Annotated in this window: 19 protein-coding genes; 15 read left to right on the top strand and 4 right to left on the bottom strand. The window is 56.5% G+C overall.

Annotated elements, in window-relative coordinates; genetic code table 11:
- Positions 1-101: 101 nt before the first annotated feature.
- The 8 genes from RCA23_RS02500 (at position 102) to RCA23_RS02465 (ending at position 9,372) form a co-directional block, all read left to right on the top strand.
- On the top strand, positions 102-1,235 hold the full coding sequence (locus RCA23_RS02500; protein WP_169701309.1) for an endonuclease/exonuclease/phosphatase family protein: 1,134 nt from the start codon (positions 102-104) through the stop codon (positions 1,233-1,235).
- 54 nt (positions 1,236-1,289) lie between these two features.
- Complete coding sequence (gene leuB / locus RCA23_RS02495; protein WP_044048904.1) at positions 1,290-2,396, top strand: 3-isopropylmalate dehydrogenase; 1,107 nt, start codon at positions 1,290-1,292, stop codon at positions 2,394-2,396.
- Positions 2,397-2,479: 83 nt separating this feature from the next.
- A complete protein-coding gene (locus RCA23_RS02490; protein WP_044048903.1) occupies positions 2,480-3,265 on the top strand; it encodes a HalD/BesD family halogenase in 786 nt (261 codons plus the stop codon).
- 91 nt (positions 3,266-3,356) lie between these two features.
- The gene (locus tag RCA23_RS02485; RefSeq protein ID WP_052376985.1) at positions 3,357-4,061 is read left to right on the top strand and encodes a GntR family transcriptional regulator; all 705 of its coding nucleotides are present in this window, start codon (positions 3,357-3,359) and stop codon (positions 4,059-4,061) included.
- Positions 4,051-4,959 (top strand): dihydrodipicolinate synthase family protein, encoded by a 909-nt coding sequence (locus tag RCA23_RS02480; protein WP_044048902.1) that lies wholly within the window; start codon positions 4,051-4,053, stop codon positions 4,957-4,959. Before RCA23_RS02485 ends, RCA23_RS02480 begins: the two co-directional genes overlap by 11 nt.
- Entirely contained in the window at positions 4,956-6,446 is a 1,491-nt protein-coding gene (locus RCA23_RS02475) for an aldehyde dehydrogenase (protein ID WP_044048901.1), read from the top strand. The genes RCA23_RS02480 and RCA23_RS02475 overlap by 4 nt, the downstream gene beginning before the upstream one ends.
- 41 nt (positions 6,447-6,487) lie before the next feature.
- Entirely contained in the window at positions 6,488-8,038 is a 1,551-nt protein-coding gene (locus RCA23_RS02470; protein WP_044048900.1) for a trimethylamine methyltransferase family protein, read from the top strand.
- A 2-nt stretch (positions 8,039-8,040) separates the two neighbouring features.
- A complete protein-coding gene (locus tag RCA23_RS02465; RefSeq protein WP_044048899.1) occupies positions 8,041-9,372 on the top strand; it encodes an NAD(P)/FAD-dependent oxidoreductase in 1,332 nt (443 codons plus the stop codon).
- A 26-nt stretch (positions 9,373-9,398) separates the two neighbouring features.
- On the opposite strand, the gene RCA23_RS02460 is transcribed toward RCA23_RS02465, so the two are convergent.
- On the bottom strand, positions 9,399-10,154 hold the full coding sequence (locus RCA23_RS02460) for an SDR family oxidoreductase (protein ID WP_044048898.1): 756 nt from the start codon (positions 10,152-10,154) through the stop codon (positions 9,399-9,401).
- 125 nt (positions 10,155-10,279) lie between these two features.
- On the opposite strand from RCA23_RS02460, the gene RCA23_RS02455 reads away from it, so the two are divergent.
- Positions 10,280-11,458 carry an MFS transporter gene (locus RCA23_RS02455; protein ID WP_044048897.1) on the top strand — a complete coding sequence of 393 codons (1,179 nt, stop codon included), beginning with the start codon at positions 10,280-10,282 and terminating at the stop codon, positions 11,456-11,458.
- A gap of 65 nt (positions 11,459-11,523) precedes the next feature.
- The gene (locus RCA23_RS02450; RefSeq protein WP_044048896.1) at positions 11,524-12,546 is read left to right on the top strand and encodes an aspartate-semialdehyde dehydrogenase; all 1,023 of its coding nucleotides are present in this window, start codon (positions 11,524-11,526) and stop codon (positions 12,544-12,546) included.
- Positions 12,547-12,627: 81 nt separating this feature from the next.
- Here RCA23_RS02450 and RCA23_RS02445 read toward each other — a convergent pair whose 3' ends face one another.
- On the bottom strand, positions 12,628-13,278 hold the full coding sequence (locus RCA23_RS02445) for a carbonic anhydrase (RefSeq protein ID WP_044048895.1): 651 nt from the start codon (positions 13,276-13,278) through the stop codon (positions 12,628-12,630).
- A 148-nt stretch (positions 13,279-13,426) separates the two neighbouring features.
- Here RCA23_RS02445 and RCA23_RS02440 point away from each other — a divergent pair, with 148 nt between their 5' ends.
- The 3 genes from RCA23_RS02440 to RCA23_RS02430 all read left to right on the top strand — a co-directional run bounded on the left by RCA23_RS02440 (position 13,427) and on the right by RCA23_RS02430 (position 16,056).
- Positions 13,427-13,816 (top strand): hypothetical protein, encoded by a 390-nt coding sequence (locus tag RCA23_RS02440; RefSeq protein WP_044048894.1) that lies wholly within the window; start codon positions 13,427-13,429, stop codon positions 13,814-13,816.
- Positions 13,817-13,930: 114 nt separating this feature from the next.
- Positions 13,931-15,310: a leucyl aminopeptidase family protein gene (locus RCA23_RS02435; RefSeq protein WP_044051203.1), complete on the top strand. Its 1,380-nt coding sequence runs from the start codon at positions 13,931-13,933 to the stop codon at positions 15,308-15,310.
- Complete coding sequence (locus tag RCA23_RS02430; protein WP_044048893.1) at positions 15,307-16,056, top strand: C40 family peptidase; 750 nt, start codon at positions 15,307-15,309, stop codon at positions 16,054-16,056. The genes RCA23_RS02435 and RCA23_RS02430 overlap by 4 nt, the downstream gene beginning before the upstream one ends.
- On the opposite strand, the gene RCA23_RS02425 is transcribed toward RCA23_RS02430, so the two are convergent.
- Together RCA23_RS02425 and RCA23_RS02420 are read right to left on the bottom strand one after the other, a co-directional pair.
- On the bottom strand, positions 16,053-16,397 hold the full coding sequence (locus RCA23_RS02425; RefSeq protein ID WP_044048892.1) for a DUF2794 domain-containing protein: 345 nt from the start codon (positions 16,395-16,397) through the stop codon (positions 16,053-16,055). The two genes, RCA23_RS02430 and RCA23_RS02425, sit on opposite strands and share 4 nt — an antisense overlap.
- Before the next feature lie 222 nt (positions 16,398-16,619).
- Entirely contained in the window at positions 16,620-18,203 is a 1,584-nt protein-coding gene (locus RCA23_RS02420; RefSeq protein WP_347721371.1) for a Y-family DNA polymerase, read from the bottom strand.
- A gap of 212 nt (positions 18,204-18,415) precedes the next feature.
- Here RCA23_RS02420 and gpmI point away from each other — a divergent pair, with 212 nt between their 5' ends.
- Together gpmI and RCA23_RS02410 are read left to right on the top strand one after the other, a co-directional pair.
- A complete protein-coding gene (gene gpmI, locus RCA23_RS02415; protein WP_044048890.1) occupies positions 18,416-19,933 on the top strand; it encodes a 2,3-bisphosphoglycerate-independent phosphoglycerate mutase in 1,518 nt (505 codons plus the stop codon).
- Between the two features lie 197 nt (positions 19,934-20,130).
- Positions 20,131-21,468: a S41 family peptidase gene (locus RCA23_RS02410; protein WP_044048889.1), complete on the top strand. Its 1,338-nt coding sequence runs from the start codon at positions 20,131-20,133 to the stop codon at positions 21,466-21,468.
- Positions 21,469-21,471: the final 3 nt, after the last annotated feature.

The raw sequence follows: 21,471 nt of genomic DNA, 5'->3' as shown, positions 1-21,471 counted from the left end.
CCAAAACACCCCCCCGCGCGACAGGGGATTTGAAAAACGTCGCGTAATTCACTTAATAATTGATCGAATATTAAGAGTTTTGATCTCCACTCAGGCTCGCCATGAGCCAGACATTCGACCCAAATGCCATTTTGTTCATCCACCCGTCGCATCCATCGATGCGCCGGCGACGATATCTGCGCAGGTTTCGGGCCTGGATGCGCGCGCTCGCTCTTTTGATCCTTTTATGTCTGATCTACCCTGCGCCAGCCGTCAGTGAAACACTGCGATTGGCCAGCTACACCGCCGCGCTTGAGCGTAATGCGCCGGGGCTCTTATACCGCGACATCCTATACGGAAAATCATCCCAAATTCGCGCAGCGCTCCGGCTTATAGCCACAATCAAACCGGATGTTTTGGCGCTGCAACGCTTTGATTGGGATGCAGAGCTGCGCGCGGCGCGCGCCTTTCAATCGGCGCTCAAAGCGCAGGGTTGGGAGATGCAAAATCTTTTGGCACCACGGCCCAACACCGGGGTGGCAACCGGCGTCGATATTGATGGAAATGGGCAGATCGGTGGGCCCGGGGATGCGCAAAGCTATGGCATTTTCGCCGGGCAAAGAGGGCTTTTGCTTCTATCGCGCCTGCCATTCGACGTGCAAAATAGCCAAGATCACAGCCAAGTTCTTTGGGCGGAGGTGCCGCAAACGCAAAGTACAGACCCGCCTGAAATTGCCAAGGTGCAAAGGCTGGCCTATGTGGCGATGCTGCAGACCTCGATCACCTGGCGGCAGCACCCCATTTCCCTCCTCACATTTCACGCCAGCCCACCAGTCTTTGACGGGCCAGAGGACCGCAACGGCCGCCGCAATGCATGTGAGATTGCCTATGCCGCCGCCCTGATAGATCAACTCCCCACACCCTTCGTGCTGCTGGCCAATACCAATCTTGATCCTTTTGATGGCGAGGGGCACAATGAGGTGATGCGGCAGCTTCTGGCCCATCCCAAGCTGCAAGACCCGACGCCTGCCAGCCCAGGCGGGCAAGCATCTGCCAACCCGCGGCATCGCGGTCCGGCGCAGCTCGACACGGTGGATTGGCCCGATCCGCGGCCCGGAAATCTGCGGGTCAATTATATCCTACCCTCTCGGGACTTTGCCTTGCACGACGGCAGGGTTCATTGGCCAACCAAGGATTTTCCTGACCCCCATGGAAATTCGCACAGATTGGTCTGGCAGGATGTCTCACTTCCTTGACCCCATAGGCCCATGGGGCTAGTCAGCAAGTTGACACAAACGAAAGGGCTATCCATGAGCACTCACTCCCTCCTAATTTTGCCCGGCGACGGGATTGGACCTGAAGTCATGACCGAAGTGCGCAAAGTCATTGCCTGGCTGGCCGAACATCGGGACGTCCATTTCGACGTGTCCGAAGATCTGGTTGGCGGCGCGGCCTATGATGTGCACGGCGTGCCTTTGCATGATGACACAATGGCAAAAGCACAGGCCGCGGATGCGGTATTGCTTGGCGCTGTTGGCGGACCAAAATATGACACTCTTGATTTTTCCTTGAAACCAGAACGCGGCCTGCTGCGCCTGCGCAAGGAGATGGATCTCTTCGCAAACCTACGTCCTGCGCAATGTTTTGACGCGCTGGCCGATTTCTCCTCGCTCAAACGCGATGTGGTTGCGGGCCTCGATATCGTTATCGTGCGCGAATTGACCTCCGGCAGCTATTTTGGCGAGCCACGCGGCATCTTCAAAGAAGGCAACGAGCGCGTCGGCATCAACACCCACCGCTATACTGAATCCGAAATTGAACGCGCCGCGCGCGCGGCCTTTGAGCTGGCCCGCCGCCGCAGCAATCGGGTTTGCTCAATGGAAAAAGCCAATGTGATGGAAGCAGGCGTTTTGTGGCGCGATGTGGTGACAGAAGTGCATCAGGCCGACTACGCCGATGTCGAACTGTCGCATATGTACGCGGATAATGGCGCGATGCAGCTGGTGCGTGCACCGAAGCAATTTGACGTGATCCTCACCGACAATTTATTCGGCGATATCCTCTCCGATTGCGCCGCGATGTTGACAGGCTCGCTGGGCATGTTGCCCTCTGCCAGCCTTGGCGCGCCAATGGAAAATGGCCGTCCGAAAGCACTCTATGAGCCGGTGCATGGCTCCGCACCAGATATTGCCGGACAGGGCAAAGCCAATCCAACGGCCTGCGTTTTGTCTTTCGCCATGGCGCTGCGCTATTCTTTTGATCTGGGCGCGGAAGCGACACGGATTGAAACTGCGGTCGAAAAAGTCCTCGCCGATGGGGTCCGCACGGCCGATCTGTTGCAGGCCGAAGGCGATACCGCTGTTTCCACAACACAGATGGGTGATGCCATCGTGGCCGCTTTGACCGCGAGCCTGTAAAAAGGTCCTCAAAAAACAAAAAACGCTGGGTCCGCCTGGCGTTTTTTTTTGACAAAGCCAGTGAAAACCGGTGCACTGCGGATATGGATATTATTGACACCGACCGCTACCCGATTGACCAACCTGACAGTGCCGAGTTCCGCGCGCTTTGTGCGCGATGCCAGGCCGATCTTGACACTCAAGGACTTTTCAACTTGCCTGGCTTCCTACGCCCCGAGGCCATAGAACGCACGCTCGATTGGGTCAAACCAGTCATCGCGCGAGATGCTTTTGTGCATAAGCGGGCCCATAACATCTATTTCAAAAAAGAGATTCCCGGCCTCGCGCCCGGTCATCCAGCCTTGCAAGAGCTGCAAACGATCAATCATACAATTTGTGCCGATCAAATTGAGGGCAGCCCCATAACCCGGCTTTATGACTGGCCTGCTTTTGCCAGTTTTTTGGCCCATGTCATGAATAAGCCCGCGCTTTACACAATGGATGATCGAATCGCCGGGGCCAATGTCATGACCTATTACCATGGCGAGGCGCTGAATTGGCATTTTGACCGCTCAGAATTTACCACAACGCTGCTTCTACAAGCCCCAAAGGCCGGCGGAGAGTTCGAGTATCTGCGCGATCTGCGCACCGCAGAGGATCCCAACTATGCCGGGGTGGCAGAGCTTTTGATGGGCAAGCGCCAGACGCAGATTTGCCCGCAAGACGCCGGAACCTTGAACGTGTTTCGCGGCGTGAATACCGCGCACCGGGTCACGCCGGTGGAGGGAGACCGGCCGAGAATCAATGCGGTTTTAACCTATTACGAAACCCCCGGCCGGCGATTCTCAGAGCAAGAGCATCTCGGATTTTATGGCAGAACATTGGCCTAACGGCCCATTCTGTCGCAGATAGACCTCTCTAGGGTCGTCTTTGTAAAATTATTGTATGCAATATGTATACAATATAAGGCAAGGAGACCCTATGACGACTAGCCGCAAATCTCAATGTCTGGGCGCGATCCGTCACCAAATCCTTTCGCTCGCGCTGCCACCGGGCAGTGATTTGGACGAGGCCAAACTCGGTGCAGAATTTGGCATGTCACGCACCCCACTGCGCGAAGTTTTGCAAAAACTCGCGGGAGAAGGCTTTGTCGATATCACCCAAAATAAGGGGGCAAAGGTCGTCTCGATGGACATGGCCGTGATGCGCAGTTTTTTTCAAACGGCGCCACTGATCTATGCCAATATCGCGCGTCTTGCCTGTGAAAATCGTAGCCTGCCACAGCTGAAGGCGCTTAAAGTCAGCCAGCAACACTTTAAAAAGGCCACCCTCAACAATGAGCCTGCACAAGCGGCGATGTACAATCATCAATTTCATCACATCATTGGGGATATGTCGCAAAATTGCTACTTGATCCCAAGCCTCCAGCGCATGCTCATTGATCATACGCGCCTGAGCCAAACCTTCTATCGACCCGCGTCACCGGCTGAAAGCGCGCTGGTCAGACAGGCCTGCGAACAACATGACCAGATGATCGCCGTCATTGAAAACCGGCATGCAGAGGGCGCAGTTGATCTGACTTTGCAGCATTGGGCCCTGTCGCAAGACCGCATGGAGCGTTTCGTGCGCCCTGATCCATTGCCCGTTGAACTGGCCAGCCCGAAGGAGACAGCCAATGCAATTTGAAGGCATCTATACCCCCGTGATCACCCCTTATCACAATGATTTTTCGTTAAATCAGGATGCATTGGAGGCCACGATCAACCGTCTGATCGAGGCTGGAGTTCATGGTTTGATTATCGCGGGCACAACCGGCGAGTATTACGCTCAGAGCACCGATGAGCGGGTTGAAATGATGTCTGTTGCGCATGAAATCATTGCCGGAAGGCGGCCGATGATTGTGGGCACGGGCGCTATTCGTACGGAGGATTCAATTCTCTATGCCAAGGCGGCCAAAAAAGCGGGTGCAGATGCGCTTTTGATTGCCACCCCGCCCTATGCCTATCCGACAGGTCGCGAGATTGCCCTGCATGCTTTGGCGATCGACCGCGCGGCAGATCTGCCGGCCATGCTCTACAATTATCCCGGCCGTATGTGCGTCAATATGGATGAGGAGACCCTCGACCGTCTGGGCCGCAGCCCAAATTTCTGCGCCATTAAGGAAAGCTCGGGCGATCCCAATCGGCTGCATATGCTGGCCCGCGATTATCCGCATATTGCCCTGTCTTGCGGCATGGATGATCAGGCGTTGGAATTCTTCGCCTGGGGCGCGCGCAGCTGGGTCTGCGCCGGGTCCAATTTTGCCCCCGAGGCGCATATTGCTCTGTACCAAAGCTGCGCTGTGGAGGGAAATTTCACCAAAGGGCGCGCGATCATGTCGGCCATGCTGCCCTTGATGCGGGTGCTCGAGCAGGGTGGGAAATTTGTTCAATGTATCAAATACGGCCTGACCCTACGCGGCATTGACGCAGGCCCGCCCCGCAAGCCGCTGCAACCGCTCAACAAAGACGACAAACGCCAACTGGCTGAGGTCATCGCAACGATGGACATCGCCATTGCACATATCATGGGAGAAGGCGCATGAGCGACTTACTAACAACCGCAGAGTATAAGGCGCTGGCCGCAGATCTCGACCTCCCGCGCACCGCTTTTATTGACGGCAAATACCGCGCCGGCCATGGCGCCGCTTTTACCACTTTCAACCCTGCCACCGGGCTGCCGCTGGCCGAAATTTCCGGCTGTGATGCGACCGATGTGGATCTGGCAGTGTCCAGAGCCCGCGAGGCCTTCGATCAAGGCCATTGGGCCAAACGCGCACCATCGCAACGCAAAGAGGTGCTGGTCCGCCTGTGCAAGTTGATCACACGCAACCGCCGGGAATTGGCGGTGATGGAAAGTCTCGACAGCGGCAAGCCGATCTTAGATTGCGAAACCATCGACATTCCCGAGACCATCGAAACCTTGAAATGGCACGCGGAGTTGATCGATAAAATTTATGACCAAATGGCCCCGGCGCAAGAGGATGCCATCGCCATGATCCTGCGCGAACCCATTGGTGTCGTCGCCGCTATTTTGCCCTGGAACTTCCCACTGCTCATGATGGCGTGGAAAATCGGGCCCGCTTTGGCTGCGGGCAATTCTGTCATCGTAAAGCCCGCGGAGCAAACCAGCCTCACCGCCTTGCGCTTGGCCGAATTGGCCGCAGAGGCCGGCCTGCCCCGCGGGGTCTTGCAGGTCTTGCCCGGTGATGGGCCGACTGTCGGCGCGCCGCTTGGGCTTCACATGGATGTGGATATGGTCAGTTTCACAGGCTCGACCGAGACCGGGCGGCATTTCCTGCGCTACGCCGCTGACAGCAATTTAAAGAAAGTTGTGCTGGAATGTGGCGGCAAAAACCCCTGCGTGGTGTTTGATGATGCTGAAAATCTCGATGCAGTGGCCAGTCATGTGGTCAATGCTGCCTTTTGGAACATGGGAGAGAATTGTTCCGCCGCCTCGCGTCTGATTGTCCATCACGCCGTGAAAGAGCCCCTCTTGGAGCGGATCTTGGCGCGGTTGCGAGATTGGAAAACAGGCGATCCGCTCAACCCCGCTCATCACCTGGGCGCGCTTATTGATGCAGAGCATTGCGCCAAAGTGGCCAGCTATCTGACAGGGACCGCATTGGCTGGTGGCACGGCAGAGGGGCCCTTTGTGCAGCCAACAATTTACGAGATCAGCCCAAAAGATGCCAAAGCCATTGATGAAATTTTTGGACCAATCTTGAGCGTGCTCACCGTGGCCAGCAATGATGAGGCCATTGCGCTGGCCAATGACACCAACTACGGCTTGGCCGCCTCCGTCTTCACCGCCAATACCCGCAACGCCATTCGCGCTGCCCGCGACATCAAGGCCGGAACCGTGACCGTCAACACCTATGGCGAAGGGTCCATCGCCACGCCCTTTGGCGGTTATAAACAATCGGGCTTCGGCGGGCGCGAAAATGGTATTCATGCCCATGACCAATTCACCGAAATCAAAACCATTTGGATTGATCTCACCGATCCAGCCGATGGCGACAATGTCGGGTAACGGGAACGGGCCGCAAGTCTTGCCAAAGAGGAGGAACACTCATGGCTGATGCCGTTGGCACCACGCGGCGCGGCCGCGGCGCGCGAAAAACCATAAGACAAACCCGCGATGTTACGATGTTGCCCGCGCTGAAACGCCGCCTGCCCTTGACCGAACCCATGGATCAAGACCAGATCGAGAAGATCGATGCGGCCTCAATGAGCGTGCTTGAGGATGTCGGAGTGGTGTTTCGCGACCCCATCGCCATTGCAGATTGGCGTGCCGCGGGGGCCGATATTCGCGATGGCGACCGGGTGCATTTGGACCGCGGTCTTGTGCGTGAGCTGATCTCCTCCATCCCCTCAAGCTTCACCTACCACGCGCGAAACCCCGCCAATAACCTGCCGTTCGGTCACGATCACTCCATCTTTGTGCCGATGACCGGCGCGCCCTATCTGCGAGACCTCGAAGATACCAGGCGCAATCCAACCCTGGAAGACTTGGCAAATTTTCACAAGTTATCTCATATGCTGCCCGCGATGCACTCTTCCGCTCACCACATTGTAGAACCCTATGATCACCCGATCAGCCAAAGGCATTTGCGCATTACCTATTCGTCGATGAAACATTCCGACAAGACCTTCATGGGCATGACCACCAGTCCCAAAAATGCCGAGGATGTCATGGAGATGTGTGTCCTGCTCTTTGGTGCGGATTATATGCAAAGCCATCCGGTCGTCACAGGAAATTGCAATGGAAACAGCCCGCTGGTTTGGGATGAAACAATGCTGGGCGCGCTGCGGGCCTTTGCCAAATACAACCAACCCATCCTATGCAGCCCCTTTGTTCTGGGCGGCGCCAATACACCCGCATCCGTCGCCCCAACCGTGGCGCAGCTCAATGCCGAAGCCCTCAGCTGTCTGGCCTATACGCAGGTTGTCCGCAAAGGCATGCCTGCGATCTATGGCCATTATTTGGCCACCGTCAGTATGCGATCCGGCGCCCCTATGGCCGGCACGCCAGAAATCAGTTTGATGAATTTCATGATTGGCCAAATGGCGCGCCACTATAACGTACCCTGGCGGACTTCAAATACTTTGGGCGGGGCGAAAACCCTTGACGCGCAGGCGGGATATGAAAGTGCCATGACCTTGAATGCCGTGCTCATGGCCGGGGCGAATTACATCTGGCACAGCGCCGGATGGAACGAAGCCGGTATGCATTGCTCGATGTCAAAATTCGTGGTGGACGCGGAGCTTTGCGCCATGGGCTATCGTATGGCCGAGGGCATACGCTGGGATGATTTTGATGCAGCCATGCAGGCGGTGCGCGACATTGGGCCGGGCGGGCATTACCTTGGCCATTCCCATACGCTTGAAAATTTCCAACGCGCCTTTTTCATGCCAGAGATGTTTGACAATAATTCGATTGAACAATGGCAGGCGGATGGCGCTCTGGACACAAACACCCGCGGGTTGATACGCGCGCGTCAGATGCTCGACGAATATGAGGAACCAAAATTGGATCCTGGCATTGATGAAGCCCTAGGCGACTATATCGCGCGGCGTGAGCGGGAGATCCCGGCTGCCGACGCGCTGAACCAAGAGTATTGACCATGAAAGTCTCGCGCCTGCCCATAGATCCCGGCCCGGCCGCTTGGGCGGATCTTCTGCCGCCCGCCGCAGCGGCCCAAAGGCTGGAAGGCAGGCACACCGCCGATTGGTTGGTGATTGGCGGCGGCTTTGCTGGCCTGGCGGCACTGGCGCGGCTCAAGCAGCTGCACCCGGCAGATAAAATCATTCTGCTTGAGGCCAGCCGGATTGCCGATGGCCCTGCCGGGCGCAATTCGGGGTTTATGATTGATCTGCCCCATGATCTGGCGTCAGAGGATTACGGCGGCGCGCTTAACGAAGACCGGCGCCAGATCGCAGCCAATCGCGCCGCAATTGCTTTCGCCCGCCAGATGGCCGAGGAATTTGAGCTGCCCTACGAAGCGTTTAACCCTTGCGGCAAGTTCAATGCGGCTGCCAGCGCAAAGGGTCATCGCCACAATCAAGACTATGCCCGCCATTTGACCCGGATGGGCGAGCCTTGGGAGATGTATGATGCGGCGCAAATGGCGGAATTGACCGGAACCGGCTATTATCAATCTGGCCTCTTCACCCCCGGCACGGTCATGCTGCAACCGGCCATGTATATCCGCGGCATTGCCCGCGGCTTGGCATCACATCATGCTCTGATTCTCGAAAATTCGCCCGTGACAGCGCTTGACCACAATGGTGACTGGTCAGCCACCACCCCATCGGGCCAGGTAACAGCGCCGCGGGTTATTCTGGCCGTCAATGGCCACGCCAATTCCTTCGGGCTTTACCCGCAACAACTTATTCATGTGTTCACCTATGCCAGCATGACCCGCGCCTTGACCGCTCAAGAGGTGAAAACCTTGGGCGGGGCGCGCAATTGGGGCGCCACACCCGCCGACCCTTTAGGAACAACCGTGCGGCGCATATCTGGGATGGGCGGCGACCGCATCATCATCCGAAATCGCGCCACTTTCGATCCGTCCATGCAGGTCTCTGAGCGGCGCATTCGCGCTGTGTCGCGCAGTCATGACGCAAGTTTTTCCGCCCGTTTTCCCGCGCTGCGCCATGTATCCATGCAATATCGCTGGGGCGGGCGCCTGTGTCTTTCGCGCAATAATGTCGCCGCGTTTGGTGAGGTCATGCCGGGGCTCTATTCGGCCTGCTGCCAAAACGGTTTGGGAACGGCCAAGGGCACATTGCATGGCATGCTGGCCGCGGACCTGGCCAGTGGGCATGACAGCCCACTGTTGCAACAGGTCCAAGAGCAAGCCGCCCCGCGCCGCCTGCCCCCGCCGCCTTTGGCCTGGCTTGGGGCCAATGCGCTGATGAAATGGGGCGAGTGGACCGCCGGAGCGGAGCTCTAAACCTGCGCCCCTACCTCATAAGCGACCTATCTGGGTGGCAGTCCAACCAAAGCGCGCGAGGCGGGTTCACGCAGATGGAAATCTTCCCCCGCATAGTCCGCGCCGCCGGGCCCGCAGAGATAGGCAATCGCCTGCGCCACATCGGAGGCCGCAATGTGGTCAGACAGCTCCAATTGGCTGACCGGATTAACCCCGGTGGCTTTGATCTCAACCTGCATCTGCGTCGCCACAGTGCCAGGGCTCAACCCCAAACAGCGAATGCCTTGATCGCCATATTCAGCATGGCCAGAGCGGGTCAATTGCAGCACCGCAGCCTTAGAGGCGCAGTAATGGCTCCAGCCTTCCAGCACCCCATAGGCCGCACCGGACGAAATATTGAGGATCGTCCCGCCCCCCTGTGCCGTCATGATCGGCAGGGCCGCCTTCATCATGTAAAAGACACCTTTAACATTCACATCAATCACCCGGTCCCAATCGGCGGCTTCGAAATCCGCCATTCGATGCACAGGCAAGAGCATTCCTGCGTTGTTGACGACAATATCAAGACGACCGAAGCGCGCCACGGTCTGATCAACAGCCGCCTGCACCTGTGCAAAATCGGCAATATCGCAGGCGATCGCCAGCGCTTTTGACCCAATTTTCTCTGCCAATTTCGCCAGTTCAGCCTCAGAACGAGCCGTCAAAACCACCTGCGCCCCAAGGGTTGCAAAATGTTCAGCCGCCGCCGCTCCAATGCCGCGGCTAGCGCCGGTTATCAACACTGTTTGCCCTGAAAAATCCATTCTTGTTACGCCTTTTGCTGTGTCTGACCAAAGGCTAGCTCTGCCGGCCAATCTACACAAGTCATCACTTCTGGCTTTACCCAGCCGGCAAGCCATGGCACCACAGCTTCAGATTGGAGATTGCCATGCGCGCGACATTGATAATTTTGACTTTTGCCTATGTCTTGTCCCAATTTTATCGGGCATTTCTGGCCGTTTTGGCAGCCCCCTTGCAGGCAGATATTGGCGCCACCGCTGCGCAGCTCTCGGCGGCCTCTGGCTATTGGTTTTTAACCTTCGCTCTGATGCAATTACCCGTCGGCTGGGCCTTGGACACTTTGGGTCCACGGCGGACCAATGCCGCGCTTCTCGCTCTGGGAGCCGGTGGCGGCGCTTTGGTTTTCGCAGCCGCAACCGAACCGTGGCATATTTCCGCCGCGATGACGATGATCGGCATCGGTTGCTCATCGGTTTTAATGGCCGCATACTATGTGATCGCCCGCAGTTTTCTTGCCGCGGCCTTCGCCACGATGGCCGCCTTCATCTTGGGTATCGGCTCGGTCGGCAATATCGGCGCAGCCTTCCCGCTCACGCTGCTTGTTGACGTCCTAGGTTGGCGCTTGTCGATCGTCATCATCGCGCTCATCACCCTTGCAATTGCCGCCCTATGCTACGTGATCGTCAAGGATCCACCAAAGGTTGTAACCGATGAAAAGGGCAGCTTGCTCGACCTGCTCCGGATGCGCGCCATCTGGCTCATCTTGCCGCTGGTGCTTGTCAGCTATGCCCCCTCTGCCGGGTTGCGCGGCCTTTGGGTGGGTCCCTATTTCACCGATGTATTCGGCGCCTCCACAGCCCAGGTTGGCACAGTGACCACGCTGATGGCTCTGGCGATGATTGCCGGCACTTTTTGCTATGGTCCGCTTGACCGCTTATTGGGAACGCGTAAATGGGTGATTTTCACAGGCAATCTCATCGGCGGCCTGTTGTGCTTTGCCCTTTATCTCTATGGCGACGCGGGGTTCTGGAGCACCGCCGCCCTGATGGCCGGAATTGGTTTTTTCGGTGCTTCATTCCCGATTTTGGTCGCCCATGGCCGCAGTTTTTTCCCAGATCATCTGATGGGGCGCGGCGTGACTTTGATCAACCTGTTTGGAATCGGAGGCGTTGGCATCATGCAAAATGTCACTGCGCGGGTTTTTGATGCCAAGATAACACAAAGTCAGGCGCCGATTGTCTCATATAACGCGGTCATTTTGGTATTTTGTGTGACATTACTGCTGGGATTGATAATTTATATCTTCTCACAGGATAGAACTGACTAGCTGCCTCTTTCCATTGGAGACCTGGCGCGATACACAAGCCCGTCTTTGAAACAAGGAAGAGACCTATGTCTTATAAAGTTGTTGTTGTCGGCGCTACTGGAAATGTGGGCCGTGAAATGCTGAACATTTTGGACGAACGTGAATTTCCAATCGCGGAAATTGCTGTTCTGGCCAGCCGTAAATCCCTCGGCACGGAAGTGAGCTTTGGCGACAAAACTTTGAAAACCACCGATCTGGCGAGTTTTGATTTCGCCGGTTGGGATATGGCGCTCTTTGCGGTGGGCTCTGAAGCCACCAAAGAATATGCCCCGAAAGCGGCGGCGGCGGGCTGTATTGTGATCGATAATTCGAGCCTTTACCGCTACGATCCGGATGTGCCTTTGATCGTGCCAGAGGTGAATGCCGATGCAATTTTCGAATGCCACAAAAAGAACATCATCGCCAATCCCAATTGTTCAACCGCGCAGATGGTTGTGGCGCTCAAACCCTTGCATGATCGCGCGAAGATCAAACGGGTGGTGGTCAGCACCTATCAATCCGTTTCGGGCGCAGGCAAAGAAGGGATTGATGAACTTTGGGATCAAACCAAATCGATTTACAACCCGGTAGACAACAAACCACCCACCAAGTTTACCAAGCAAATCGCCTTTAACGTGATCCCGCATATTGATGTTTTCCTCGACAGCGGCGACACGAAAGAGGAATGGAAAATGGTCGCAGAGACCAAAAAGATTCTCGACCCCGCGATCAAGGTTACCGCCACCTGTGTGCGCGTGCCAGTTTTCGTGGGCCATTCCGAATCGATCAATATCGAGTTTGAAGACTTCCTCGATGAGGATGAAGCCCGCGATATCCTGCGCGAGTCACCTGGCATTATGGTGATCGATAAGCGCGAAGATGGCGGCTATGTCAGCCCAGTGGAATGCGTCGGCGATTACGCCACATTCATCAGCCGCATTCGGCAAGATGTCACGGTCGACAATGGCATCAACCTGTGGTGCGTGTCCGACAATCTGCGCAAGGGGGCGGCGTTGAATGCCGTTCAAATCGCGGAAGTCCTGGGCAATAAAGTCCTGAAAAAGGGCTAAAATCCTGAATATGGAATGAAAAGGCCTCGCTAAAATGCGGGGCCTTTTCATTGGCTCTTGGTATTGCCGGTTGAACCGGCTCTAAATCCGCACAAAATCCTTCAAGTTTGAATCAAACTGCTCCAAAGAACCCTCGGCGATGTCCGTCCACAGGCCATGCAGGGTCAGCTCGTTCTTTTCGACTGCGGCTTTCACAAATGGGAAGGTCATGAGGTTTTCAACGGAAACCAAAACAGCCTCACGTTCCAATCGCGCCACACGCGCCGCCTCATCCTTGATATCTTTGACCCGTTCATAGCCTGGGCGCAAAATATCCATCCAGCGGCCAACAAAGCTGCTGCTTTTTTCCAAATCTGGCGCATGTCCGGTGCACATATCGTGACAGCCCCGCACCCCGCCACAGCTGGAATGACCCAAGACGATAATATGAGATACTTTTAACGCGGTGACCGCATATTCAACCGCAGCAGAGGTGCCATGCGGCTCGCCATCCGGAAGATAGGCCGGCACCAGATTGGCGATATTGCGATGAATGAAAAACTCCCCCTGCTCTGCACCAAAAATCGCCGTCACATGAACGCGACTGTCACAGCATGAAATGACCATGGCGCGCGGGCGCTGCCCTTCACTGGCCAATCGGCGATACCAAGCATGATTGTCTTCAAACGTCGTCGCTTTCCAGCCATGATAACGTTGAATTAAATAGTTTGGCAGCGGTTTCACGTAGACCATCGGCACCCCCTTATACATAAATATTGAATTGAACTTACCAAATAGTTACAAAAAACTCGAGAGGTAATCCTCATTTTGGCTTAGAGTTTGGTAAACTTTTTTGGGCAAAAAGCAGCCAGCTGTGGGGGCGTAGTAAATAGGTGAGTTCATGGCTCAAATTAGCATGCTTTTACATGACGAACATCTTCCCTTTTGCAGCAGCAAAATTGACGAGATCTATTGTGAGTTTGAGCCCCAACGGGCGAAAGCAATTATTAACGGCGCCTTAGATGAATTCGCCATCCGCCTTTCCGTTCTGGAATGCGCCGGCAAGCAAAACAATCGCTCTGCCGTACGCAAGGCCGTTGATGCTTTGATGAGCATCGGACATCAAATTGGACTGGGCGGGTTGACCAATGCCGCCCATAATGTGCGTGCGTTAACCGCAGCATCCGATGATCCCGCTCTGGCCGCCGCGGTGGCGCGGTTGGTGCGGCTGGGCGACATGTGCCTGGCATCGCTTTGGGCGATACAGGACCAAAAGAACAGACAGCTTTAGTCAGCCCCCCGCATTCACGGATCCACGCAGGTTTTTGCCCGCCAAAGACCGCGCCGCATTGCATTCGCCACAGGGCAATGTTTACCTATGATAAAGCCATTCGAGGGATCTGCCATGTCAGCGAGTTTTGCCGCACCCACACCCAACGCCGTACCCTTGCACCTCATTGCCCGCGCGGAGGCGGAGAACTGGCTGGCCGCAAGGGGCGTCGCGGCGCAAAACGCCGCCAAAACCCAAAATTGGTCGGGTAAATTGGGCCAGATCTTGTGCCTCAATGAGCAGGGTCTGCCGGTGCGGCTGGCCATTGGCTATGGCGATACCACAGAGCGCAAACGCAAACGCTTCGGTGTGGTTGCCGGATTGTCCACAATGCCGGCACAGGTGTTTGACCTGGTCGAGAGCGATCAAGACCGAACCAGGGACTTCGCTTTGGCCTTTGCTTTGGGCAAATATCGATACGATCGCTATGCCGCCAATGCCGCCCCAAAAGCCGAGTTGATCTGCCCAGAAGGAGTAGATGCTGAAAAAATTGAGGCGATTGTTTCCGGTGAATTTCTCACCCGAGATTTGGTCAACACACCGTCCAACGACATGGGCCCGGCAGAGCTTGAAGCGGCGGCCCGCGACTTGGCCAAAACTTATGCGGCAGATATATCAGTCGTGACGGGTGCAGAGCTGCTCGCGCAAAACTTCCCCCTGATTCACACGGTGGGCCGCGCCTCGCCGCGGGCGCCACGTCTCATTGATCTGTGCTGGGGCACGGCAGGTCCGCGGCTCACTTTGGTGGGCAAGGGCGTGTGTTTCGACACAGGTGGCCTGAACCTCAAACCCGGCGCCTCTATGGGGTTGATGAAAAAAGATATGGGCGGGGCAGCGCATGTTCTGGGGCTGGCCAAAATGATTATGGCCAGCAATATGCCAGTGAGGCTAAGGGTTCTGGTGCCCGCCGTTGAAAATGCAATCGGTGGTTCGGCCTTCCGTCCGCAAGACATTCTGAAGAGCCGTAAGGGTCTGACGGTCGAGATCAACAATACCGATGCCGAGGGCCGGTTGGTGCTCGCCGATGCCCTCACCTTAGCCGATGAAAGCCCCTGTGACGTGATGATTTGCATGGCAACACTGACCGGTGCTGCGCGGGTCGCGGTGGGGCCTGACATTGCACCCTATTTCACGCAGGATAATGGCTTGAGCCATGAGATCGCAACCGCCGCCGCTGAGGTTAACGATCCAGTATGGCAATTGCCCTTGCATGCGCCCTATGAGGCCATGATTGAGCCCGGCATTGCAGATTTGGACAATGCCCCTGCCGGTGGTTTTGCCGGTGCCATTACTGCTGCGCTTTTTCTACAGCGCTTTGTCACCCAAACCCAAAAGTTTGTGCATTTTGATTGCTATGGTTGGCAGCCCAGCGCCGCCCCAGCCCGCCCCAAAGGCGGCGTGGGTCAGGGCACGCGCGCCTTGTTTCACGCCTTGCCGCGCATTTTGAATCTATGAGCGCGCAGTCTCAAATCATCCAAAGCCTCAGCGATCTGTGCCGCAAGCCGCAAGGACCACGCGACCGTCAATTGCTGTTTGGCGATGGCTTTACGATCTTAGAGCGCGCGGGCGACTGGTGTTTTGGCAAGGCGACGAAAGACGGCTATCAAGGCTATATAAAAACCGCAGATTTAGCCCCCTACACACCCGCAACACATTGGGTGAGTGCCTTATCCACCCATGCCTATGCGGCACCCAATCTTAAATCACACGATCAGATCCCCCTGCCCTTCGGCGCGCGGGTGACAGTGAGCGCAGAGCACGGCAATTTTTATCAAACCCCCGCCGGCTTCATCCCCCGCCAACATTTGCGCGCAACGGGCGATTTTCTGACCGATCCGCGAGAGGTGGCCAAGATGTTCCTTGGCTGCCCCTATTTATGGGGAGGCAATTCAGCGGCAGGCATTGATTGTTCGGGTCTGATACAGGCCGCCTGCCATGCCACGGGGCGCGCTTGTCCAGGAGATTCAGGCCCACAACAGAAATTTTTTCCTGCAACCGAGGGGGATTGGGCGCCTGGGCAATTGATTTTCTGGCCCGGCCATGTGGCTTTGACCCTCAGCGCCACCCATCTGATCCACGCCAATGCGCATGCAATGGCCGTTGGCATTGAAGCGATTGACGTTGCAATGGCCCGCATAGAGGCGGCCGGGGATGGGCCCATGCTTCAACGCTCGCAACTGACCCAAAGTGCAAGCCCCTAATCAACCGCCCGGATCAACCGCCGCTCCAAGACCCCCAAAACAGATCCGAGATCATGGCCGCGTTTGAGAATTTGCCCCTGCGCCCCGATCAAAGCATACATGCCCTGTTTGGTGCGCAGCTTGGGGCGTTTTTCGATGCGGTAGAGCGGGTTTTCCGCTGTACGCTTGAAAATCGAAAAGACAGCCACATCGCGCAGGCAAGAAATACCATAGTCACGCCATTCGCCCGCAGCGACCATACGCCCATATAGCGTAAGGATGGGAGCCAATTCCAACCGATGAAAGGCAATTTTTTCGGGAATTTTCCGCAGAGACTCAGATCTAATATTTACAACATTCATGAGCGTAGAGTTGCGCCGAATTCACCAATAATCAACCCTGTCGTATTCCTGCCCTGAAATGGTCCCGCAACTTTCCGTTTCAGGTCATCACATGGCCTTTGTAACTTGCAATATGGGCGTCAAGCAAACGGGAGATTGGCTTTAAGTGTCATTCCTGCCCCCACTCGGATACGCGATGCTGATCTTTCGTTTGCTTGCTTCCAACGTCAGGGCTGCTTTGTCCTAAGCAAAGCGGCCCTGGCAAAACCACCCGCCCGAGATGGCACCACCATGGGCGAAATAAAGCCAAAACCGGTCTCCGGTTTTGGTGACCACTTGCCAATAATCACGCGTCCCGCTGCGCCAGGCTCTTTCAGCCAGCCACCACTCCGGGGCAATCCGCTCTGGCCCCTGAGCGCTGTGCACCTCATGAAGCTGACCGCGCCATTTGAATGTCAGTGGCAATGCCGCCTCGCTATGGGTCTGCAGGGCCTCTGGTGAAAAATGCACCAAAGGTCGCGCGCGCGGCGGGGCCGGCCAGTGCAAATGTGGCACTGACCAGGCAGCGGCCTGCACCTGCGCGGCTTTTTCCGGTATATGGCTGTCACCGGGATGTAAGCGGGTCAGGGCCTCCAGTCCGATGCGGGCACCCAATGTGCCAATCAAATCATCCAGCTTGGTATTTTCCAACACGCGCGCCGCAACCGCTTGACCAGCATCAATATGCCCTTTGTGCTGATGGGCATGGATTGGCTCTGTTTGCGCCGCGACCAAGCGCAGCACATCAATGCCAAATTCTGCTTTGATATCCCCTAATTTTGATGCCAAAAGTGGCCGCATTCGCGCAATATCGGCGGAAGGTCGGGCCAATCCCACCTCAAGCGATTGCATGGTTTGATCTGTGCGATAGGCTTCCAGTCGCAATCGCCGTACACCCTGACCTTTCTCGTTCAAACGCACCGCCAAGCGCGGCAGCAGCTTGTCCAAAGCGGCCAACAGATCTTCAGCCAGACCAATTGGCTCCGGCAGGCTCAAACGGCAGGCGAAATGTGGCGCTTGTTTCGCCGGGCTAATGGGTTCGGGGGCCACGCCCAAGGCTTGATCCATCCGATAGACCGTCCCCTTGCCAAACCGCCGTGCAAGGGCGGCGCGGGGCTGAGCCATCAAATCTTCCACCCGCCGAAGCCCAAGCCTGCTGAGCGCTGTAACAACATGCCCCTCCAATCGCAGAGCTGCCACAGGCAAAGGCGCAAGGGCTTGGCGCGTCAAGCCAGGCTGGGCAATACGGCCCGATGCGCCTCGATTGCTGCGCAGCTGCGGCGCGGCGCCTCCACGCTCCCAATTGCGGCGTTTGACAGCGCGCGACCGGGTGGCTGGGGCCTCCTGATCAATCGCATCGCCCGTGCGGCTCACCCCCAAGGGCTGACCTGCATAGCGCGCCAAGGCCCATGCGGCGCCTTTTGTATCCGCCAGGCCGATATGCACAGAAAGGCCAAGATCCAGGCAATCTTGCTCCACCTGCTCGATAACCCCTTCCTCACCCCCAAATAAATGTGCACAACCCGTCAAATCAATGACCAAAGAATGAGGCGGTTCTTCCGCCACCCAGGGCGAAAACTTAGAGGCCCAGCGGCGCAGACTGTTTAAAAACCGCGCTTCACTCTGAGGATTTCGAAGCCGTGTGATAAGATCGGGGCACATGGCCATAGCGTCGCGCAAGGGTTGATCCAAGCGCAGCCCCCGCTCCTCCGCCATTTGTGACAGGGAGGAGATCACCTGCATCTGCCCACGATCTTGCACCACGGCAAAAGGCAACTCTTGCGTCATACGGGCCTGTCGCAACAGCCGCTCTGCACCCATCCGAGGAAACCATAATGATAAAACACGTCGATGTGACATAACCGCAGACTTTGTTCACTATATGTTCTATATGCCAAAGCCTATCTCAGAGTCGAGTCCTGCCCAGAAGGGCCTGTGCAAAAACGGTGGAATACCGCCAGCGATCAGGTAAACAGAGGCGCGTCGAAAAGGAGATTGTCATGACCAAACCCGTGGTACTTTGCATTTTGGATGGATGGGGTTTGAGCGACACCAAGGAAGGCAATGCCCCTGCCCTGGCGCATACGCCAAATTTTGATCGCCTCATGGCGCGCTGCCCAAATGCGCGTTTAATCACCCATGGGCCTGATGCCGGTCTGCCCAGCGGACAGATGGGCAATTCCGAAGTTGGCCATACCAATATTGGAGCAGGCCGGGTGGTGGCTATGGATTTGGGGCAGATTGATCTGGCGATTGAGGACAAAACTTTCTTCCAAAACCCTGCTATTTTGGACTTTGCCGCCAAACTCAAGGCCAGCGGTGGCGCGGCGCATCTCATGGGGGTGATTTCCGACGGCGGGGTGCATGGGCATCTTGACCATCTTCTGGCCGCCAGCAGGTTACTTTGTGACATGGGCATTCCCGTCCTCATCCATGCCATTGCCGACGGGCGCGATGTCGGCCCCAGCTCAGCTCCGGGCTATTTCGCCAGCCTGCAAGAGCAGCTGCCACAGGGCGCGCAGATTGGCACAGTCATTGGCCGCTACTATGCTTTGGACCGCGATAACCGTTGGGAGCGGGTGCAAACCGCCTATAACGCCATCGCCCATGGCACAGGCGTCAAAGCTGCCACCGCCCAAGAGATGATTGCCCGCGCCTATGCGGAGGGCCAGACCGATGAGTTCATCCCCGCCAGCGTGATTGGCGATTACGCGGGACTGCGGCCGCAAGATGGCCTATTTTGCCTAAATTTCCGCGCCGACCGGGCGCGTGAAATTCTAGCCGCCCTTTGCCAACCCAATTTTGACGCATTTGACACAGCGCCCCGGGTCACATTAAGCGCACAAATGGGGATGGTGTCTTATTCCGATGACCATGACACCTATCTCACAGCCGCCTTCCCAAAGCGCGATATCCCCAACACGCTGGGCGCCTGGGTGGCGCACCATGGCAAGCGCCAATTTCGCCTCGCGGAGACAGAAAAATATCCCCATGTGACATTTTTCATGAATGGCGGTCTGGAAGTGCCCGCCGCTGGCGAGGATCGTTTCATGCCCAGCTCACCCAAGGTCGCCACCTATGATATGCAACCTGAAATGTCAGCCGCAGAGGTCACAAAGCGCTTTGTTGCCGCCATTGAGCAAGGCTATGATCTGATCATCACCAATTATGCCAATCCTGATATGGTTGGGCATACGGGCGACTTAGCGGCGGCCATCGCCGCTTGCGAAGCGGTGGATCACGGACTTGGCCAGGTGGTGGAGGCATTGGAGCGCTGCGGTGGCAAGATGATTGTCACCGCCGATCACGGCAATTGCGAGATGATGATTGATCCCATCACCGGCGGGCCACATACGGCCCATACGACAAATCTGGTGCCGGTCATCGGGGTGGGCTTGCCGCAGGGTTGCCGATTGCGCGTCGGCCGATTGGCCGATCTCGCACCCACGGTTCTTAAGCTGATGGATCTGCCCAAACCTGAAGAAATGACAGGTCACTCTTTGATCACCCACCCCTAACGGCAAAATCTCGCCCATTCTCGCCTATATCTGCCCATAGACGCGCCGAGCTGCCATCTTGGGCCGAGAATAACGGGTTTCGGCGCGCGATTGGCGCAGTAGGGGCTGGAAAGCCGGGGCAAGACAGGCTTTATATAGGCAAAGACGCAAGTCGGGTGGCGCAGGGTGCAGTGCCCCTATGCAAAAAGGATTGTAACATGAAAAAGTTTTTGATTGCAGCGATGCTCGGCGGGCTCCTCGGGGTGGTGGTCGCCCCGCAATTGGCTGGACCGCTTTTGGCCAAGGAAACCGACCAAGCAGAAACCTATAAACAGCTTGAGCTTTTTGGTGATATTTTTGACCGCATCCGCGCGGAATATGTGGAAGAAGTGGATGACAAGAAGCTGATTGAAGCGGCAATCAATGGCATGCTGACCTCTTTGGATCCACATTCAAGCTACCTCTCGCCCGATGATGCCAGCGATATGCGCATTCAAACCCGGGGCGCCTTTGGTGGGCTGGGGATTGAGGTGACCCAAGAGGATGGGTTTGTAAAAGTCATCACCCCAATTGATGACACCCCCGCGGCCGAGGCTGGGGTCGAACCTGGCGATTTCATCACCCATGTGGACGGGGAGAGTCTTTTGGGCCTGACATTGGATGAGGCGGTGCAATTGATGCGCGGTCCGGTCGGTTCGGAAATCGTGATCACCGTGGTGCGCGAAAGTGAATCTGAGCCTTTTGACATCAAAATCATCCGCGACACCATCAAACTGACCGCCGTGCGTGACAAGACAATTGGCCAGTCCATTGTGATGCGGGTCAGCACATTTAATGACCAAACCTACCCAAATCTTGAAGACGGAATCGCCAAGCAAATTGAGGCGGCAGGCGGTATTGAGAATATCAACGGCTTTGTCATTGATCTACGCAATAATCCCGGCGGATTGCTGAACCAAGCGATCAAAGTCTCGGATGCGTTTCTTGAAAAGGGTGAGATCGTTTCAACCCGTGGACGCGCGCCCGAAGATGGCGACCGTTGGAATGCGCGGGCCGGCGATTTGGCCCAAGGAAAACCGATTGTGGTTTTGATCAATGGCGGCTCGGCCTCTGCCTCTGAAATTGTCGCAGGCGCATTGCAAGATCACCGCCGGGCGATTGTTGTGGGCACCAAGAGCTTTGGAAAGGGCTCTGTTCAGACCATCATGCCCGTGGCCGGCGATGGGGCGATGCGCTTGACCACTGCGCGCTACTACACCCCATCAGGCCGGTCCATCCAAGCGCTTGGAGTCTCGCCCGACATCATTGTCCAGCAGCCCCGCAAAGACCCCAACAGCACCGAGGATGAAGCCGCTGAGGACGAAGGCAGCACGCGCACTGAAGCTGATTTGCGCGGGTCACTCGACAACGACAGCCTGTCAGACGCGGACCGCGATCAAATTGAGCAAGAGCGCGCCCGCGCCGAGGAGGCCGCGAAGCTGCGCGATGAAGATTTCCAGCTGTCCTATGCGATCGATCTGCTCAAAGGCCTATCGGCCATCCAACCGGCACAATAGCAG

Origin of the sequence: Planktomarina temperata RCA23 (assembly GCF_000738435.1) — a bacterium.
GTDB classification, from domain to species: Bacteria; Pseudomonadota; Alphaproteobacteria; order Rhodobacterales; family Rhodobacteraceae; genus Planktomarina; species Planktomarina temperata.
The sequence above is the reverse complement of the archived record's forward strand: the minus strand, read 5'-3'. Positions and strand labels throughout refer to the sequence as shown.

Coding starts and splice junctions, on each gene's coding strand:
- RCA23_RS02475 (WP_044048901.1), top strand. CDS start 4,956: ATGAGCGACTTACTAACAACCGCAGAGTATAAGGCGCTGGCCGCAGAT.
- RCA23_RS02490 (WP_044048903.1), top strand. CDS start 2,480: ATGGATATTATTGACACCGACCGCTACCCGATTGACCAACCTGACAGT.
- RCA23_RS02445 (WP_044048895.1), bottom strand. CDS start 13,278: ATGGTCTACGTGAAACCGCTGCCAAACTATTTAATTCAACGTTATCAT.
- RCA23_RS02450 (WP_044048896.1), top strand. CDS start 11,524: ATGTCTTATAAAGTTGTTGTTGTCGGCGCTACTGGAAATGTGGGCCGT.
- RCA23_RS02455 (WP_044048897.1), top strand. CDS start 10,280: ATGCGCGCGACATTGATAATTTTGACTTTTGCCTATGTCTTGTCCCAA.
- RCA23_RS02470 (WP_044048900.1), top strand. CDS start 6,488: ATGGCTGATGCCGTTGGCACCACGCGGCGCGGCCGCGGCGCGCGAAAA.
- RCA23_RS02460 (WP_044048898.1), bottom strand. CDS start 10,154: ATGGATTTTTCAGGGCAAACAGTGTTGATAACCGGCGCTAGCCGCGGC.
- RCA23_RS02435 (WP_044051203.1), top strand. CDS start 13,931: ATGTCAGCGAGTTTTGCCGCACCCACACCCAACGCCGTACCCTTGCAC.
- RCA23_RS02410 (WP_044048889.1), top strand. CDS start 20,131: ATGAAAAAGTTTTTGATTGCAGCGATGCTCGGCGGGCTCCTCGGGGTG.
- RCA23_RS02465 (WP_044048899.1), top strand. CDS start 8,041: ATGAAAGTCTCGCGCCTGCCCATAGATCCCGGCCCGGCCGCTTGGGCG.
- RCA23_RS02480 (WP_044048902.1), top strand. CDS start 4,051: ATGCAATTTGAAGGCATCTATACCCCCGTGATCACCCCTTATCACAAT.
- gpmI (WP_044048890.1), top strand. CDS start 18,416: ATGACCAAACCCGTGGTACTTTGCATTTTGGATGGATGGGGTTTGAGC.
- RCA23_RS02485 (WP_052376985.1), top strand. CDS start 3,357: ATGACGACTAGCCGCAAATCTCAATGTCTGGGCGCGATCCGTCACCAA.
- leuB (WP_044048904.1), top strand. CDS start 1,290: ATGAGCACTCACTCCCTCCTAATTTTGCCCGGCGACGGGATTGGACCT.
- RCA23_RS02420 (WP_347721371.1), bottom strand. CDS start 18,203: ATGACGCAAGAGTTGCCTTTTGCCGTGGTGCAAGATCGTGGGCAGATG.
- RCA23_RS02440 (WP_044048894.1), top strand. CDS start 13,427: ATGGCTCAAATTAGCATGCTTTTACATGACGAACATCTTCCCTTTTGC.
- RCA23_RS02500 (WP_169701309.1), top strand. CDS start 102: ATGAGCCAGACATTCGACCCAAATGCCATTTTGTTCATCCACCCGTCG.
- RCA23_RS02430 (WP_044048893.1), top strand. CDS start 15,307: ATGAGCGCGCAGTCTCAAATCATCCAAAGCCTCAGCGATCTGTGCCGC.
- RCA23_RS02425 (WP_044048892.1), bottom strand. CDS start 16,397: ATGAATGTTGTAAATATTAGATCTGAGTCTCTGCGGAAAATTCCCGAA.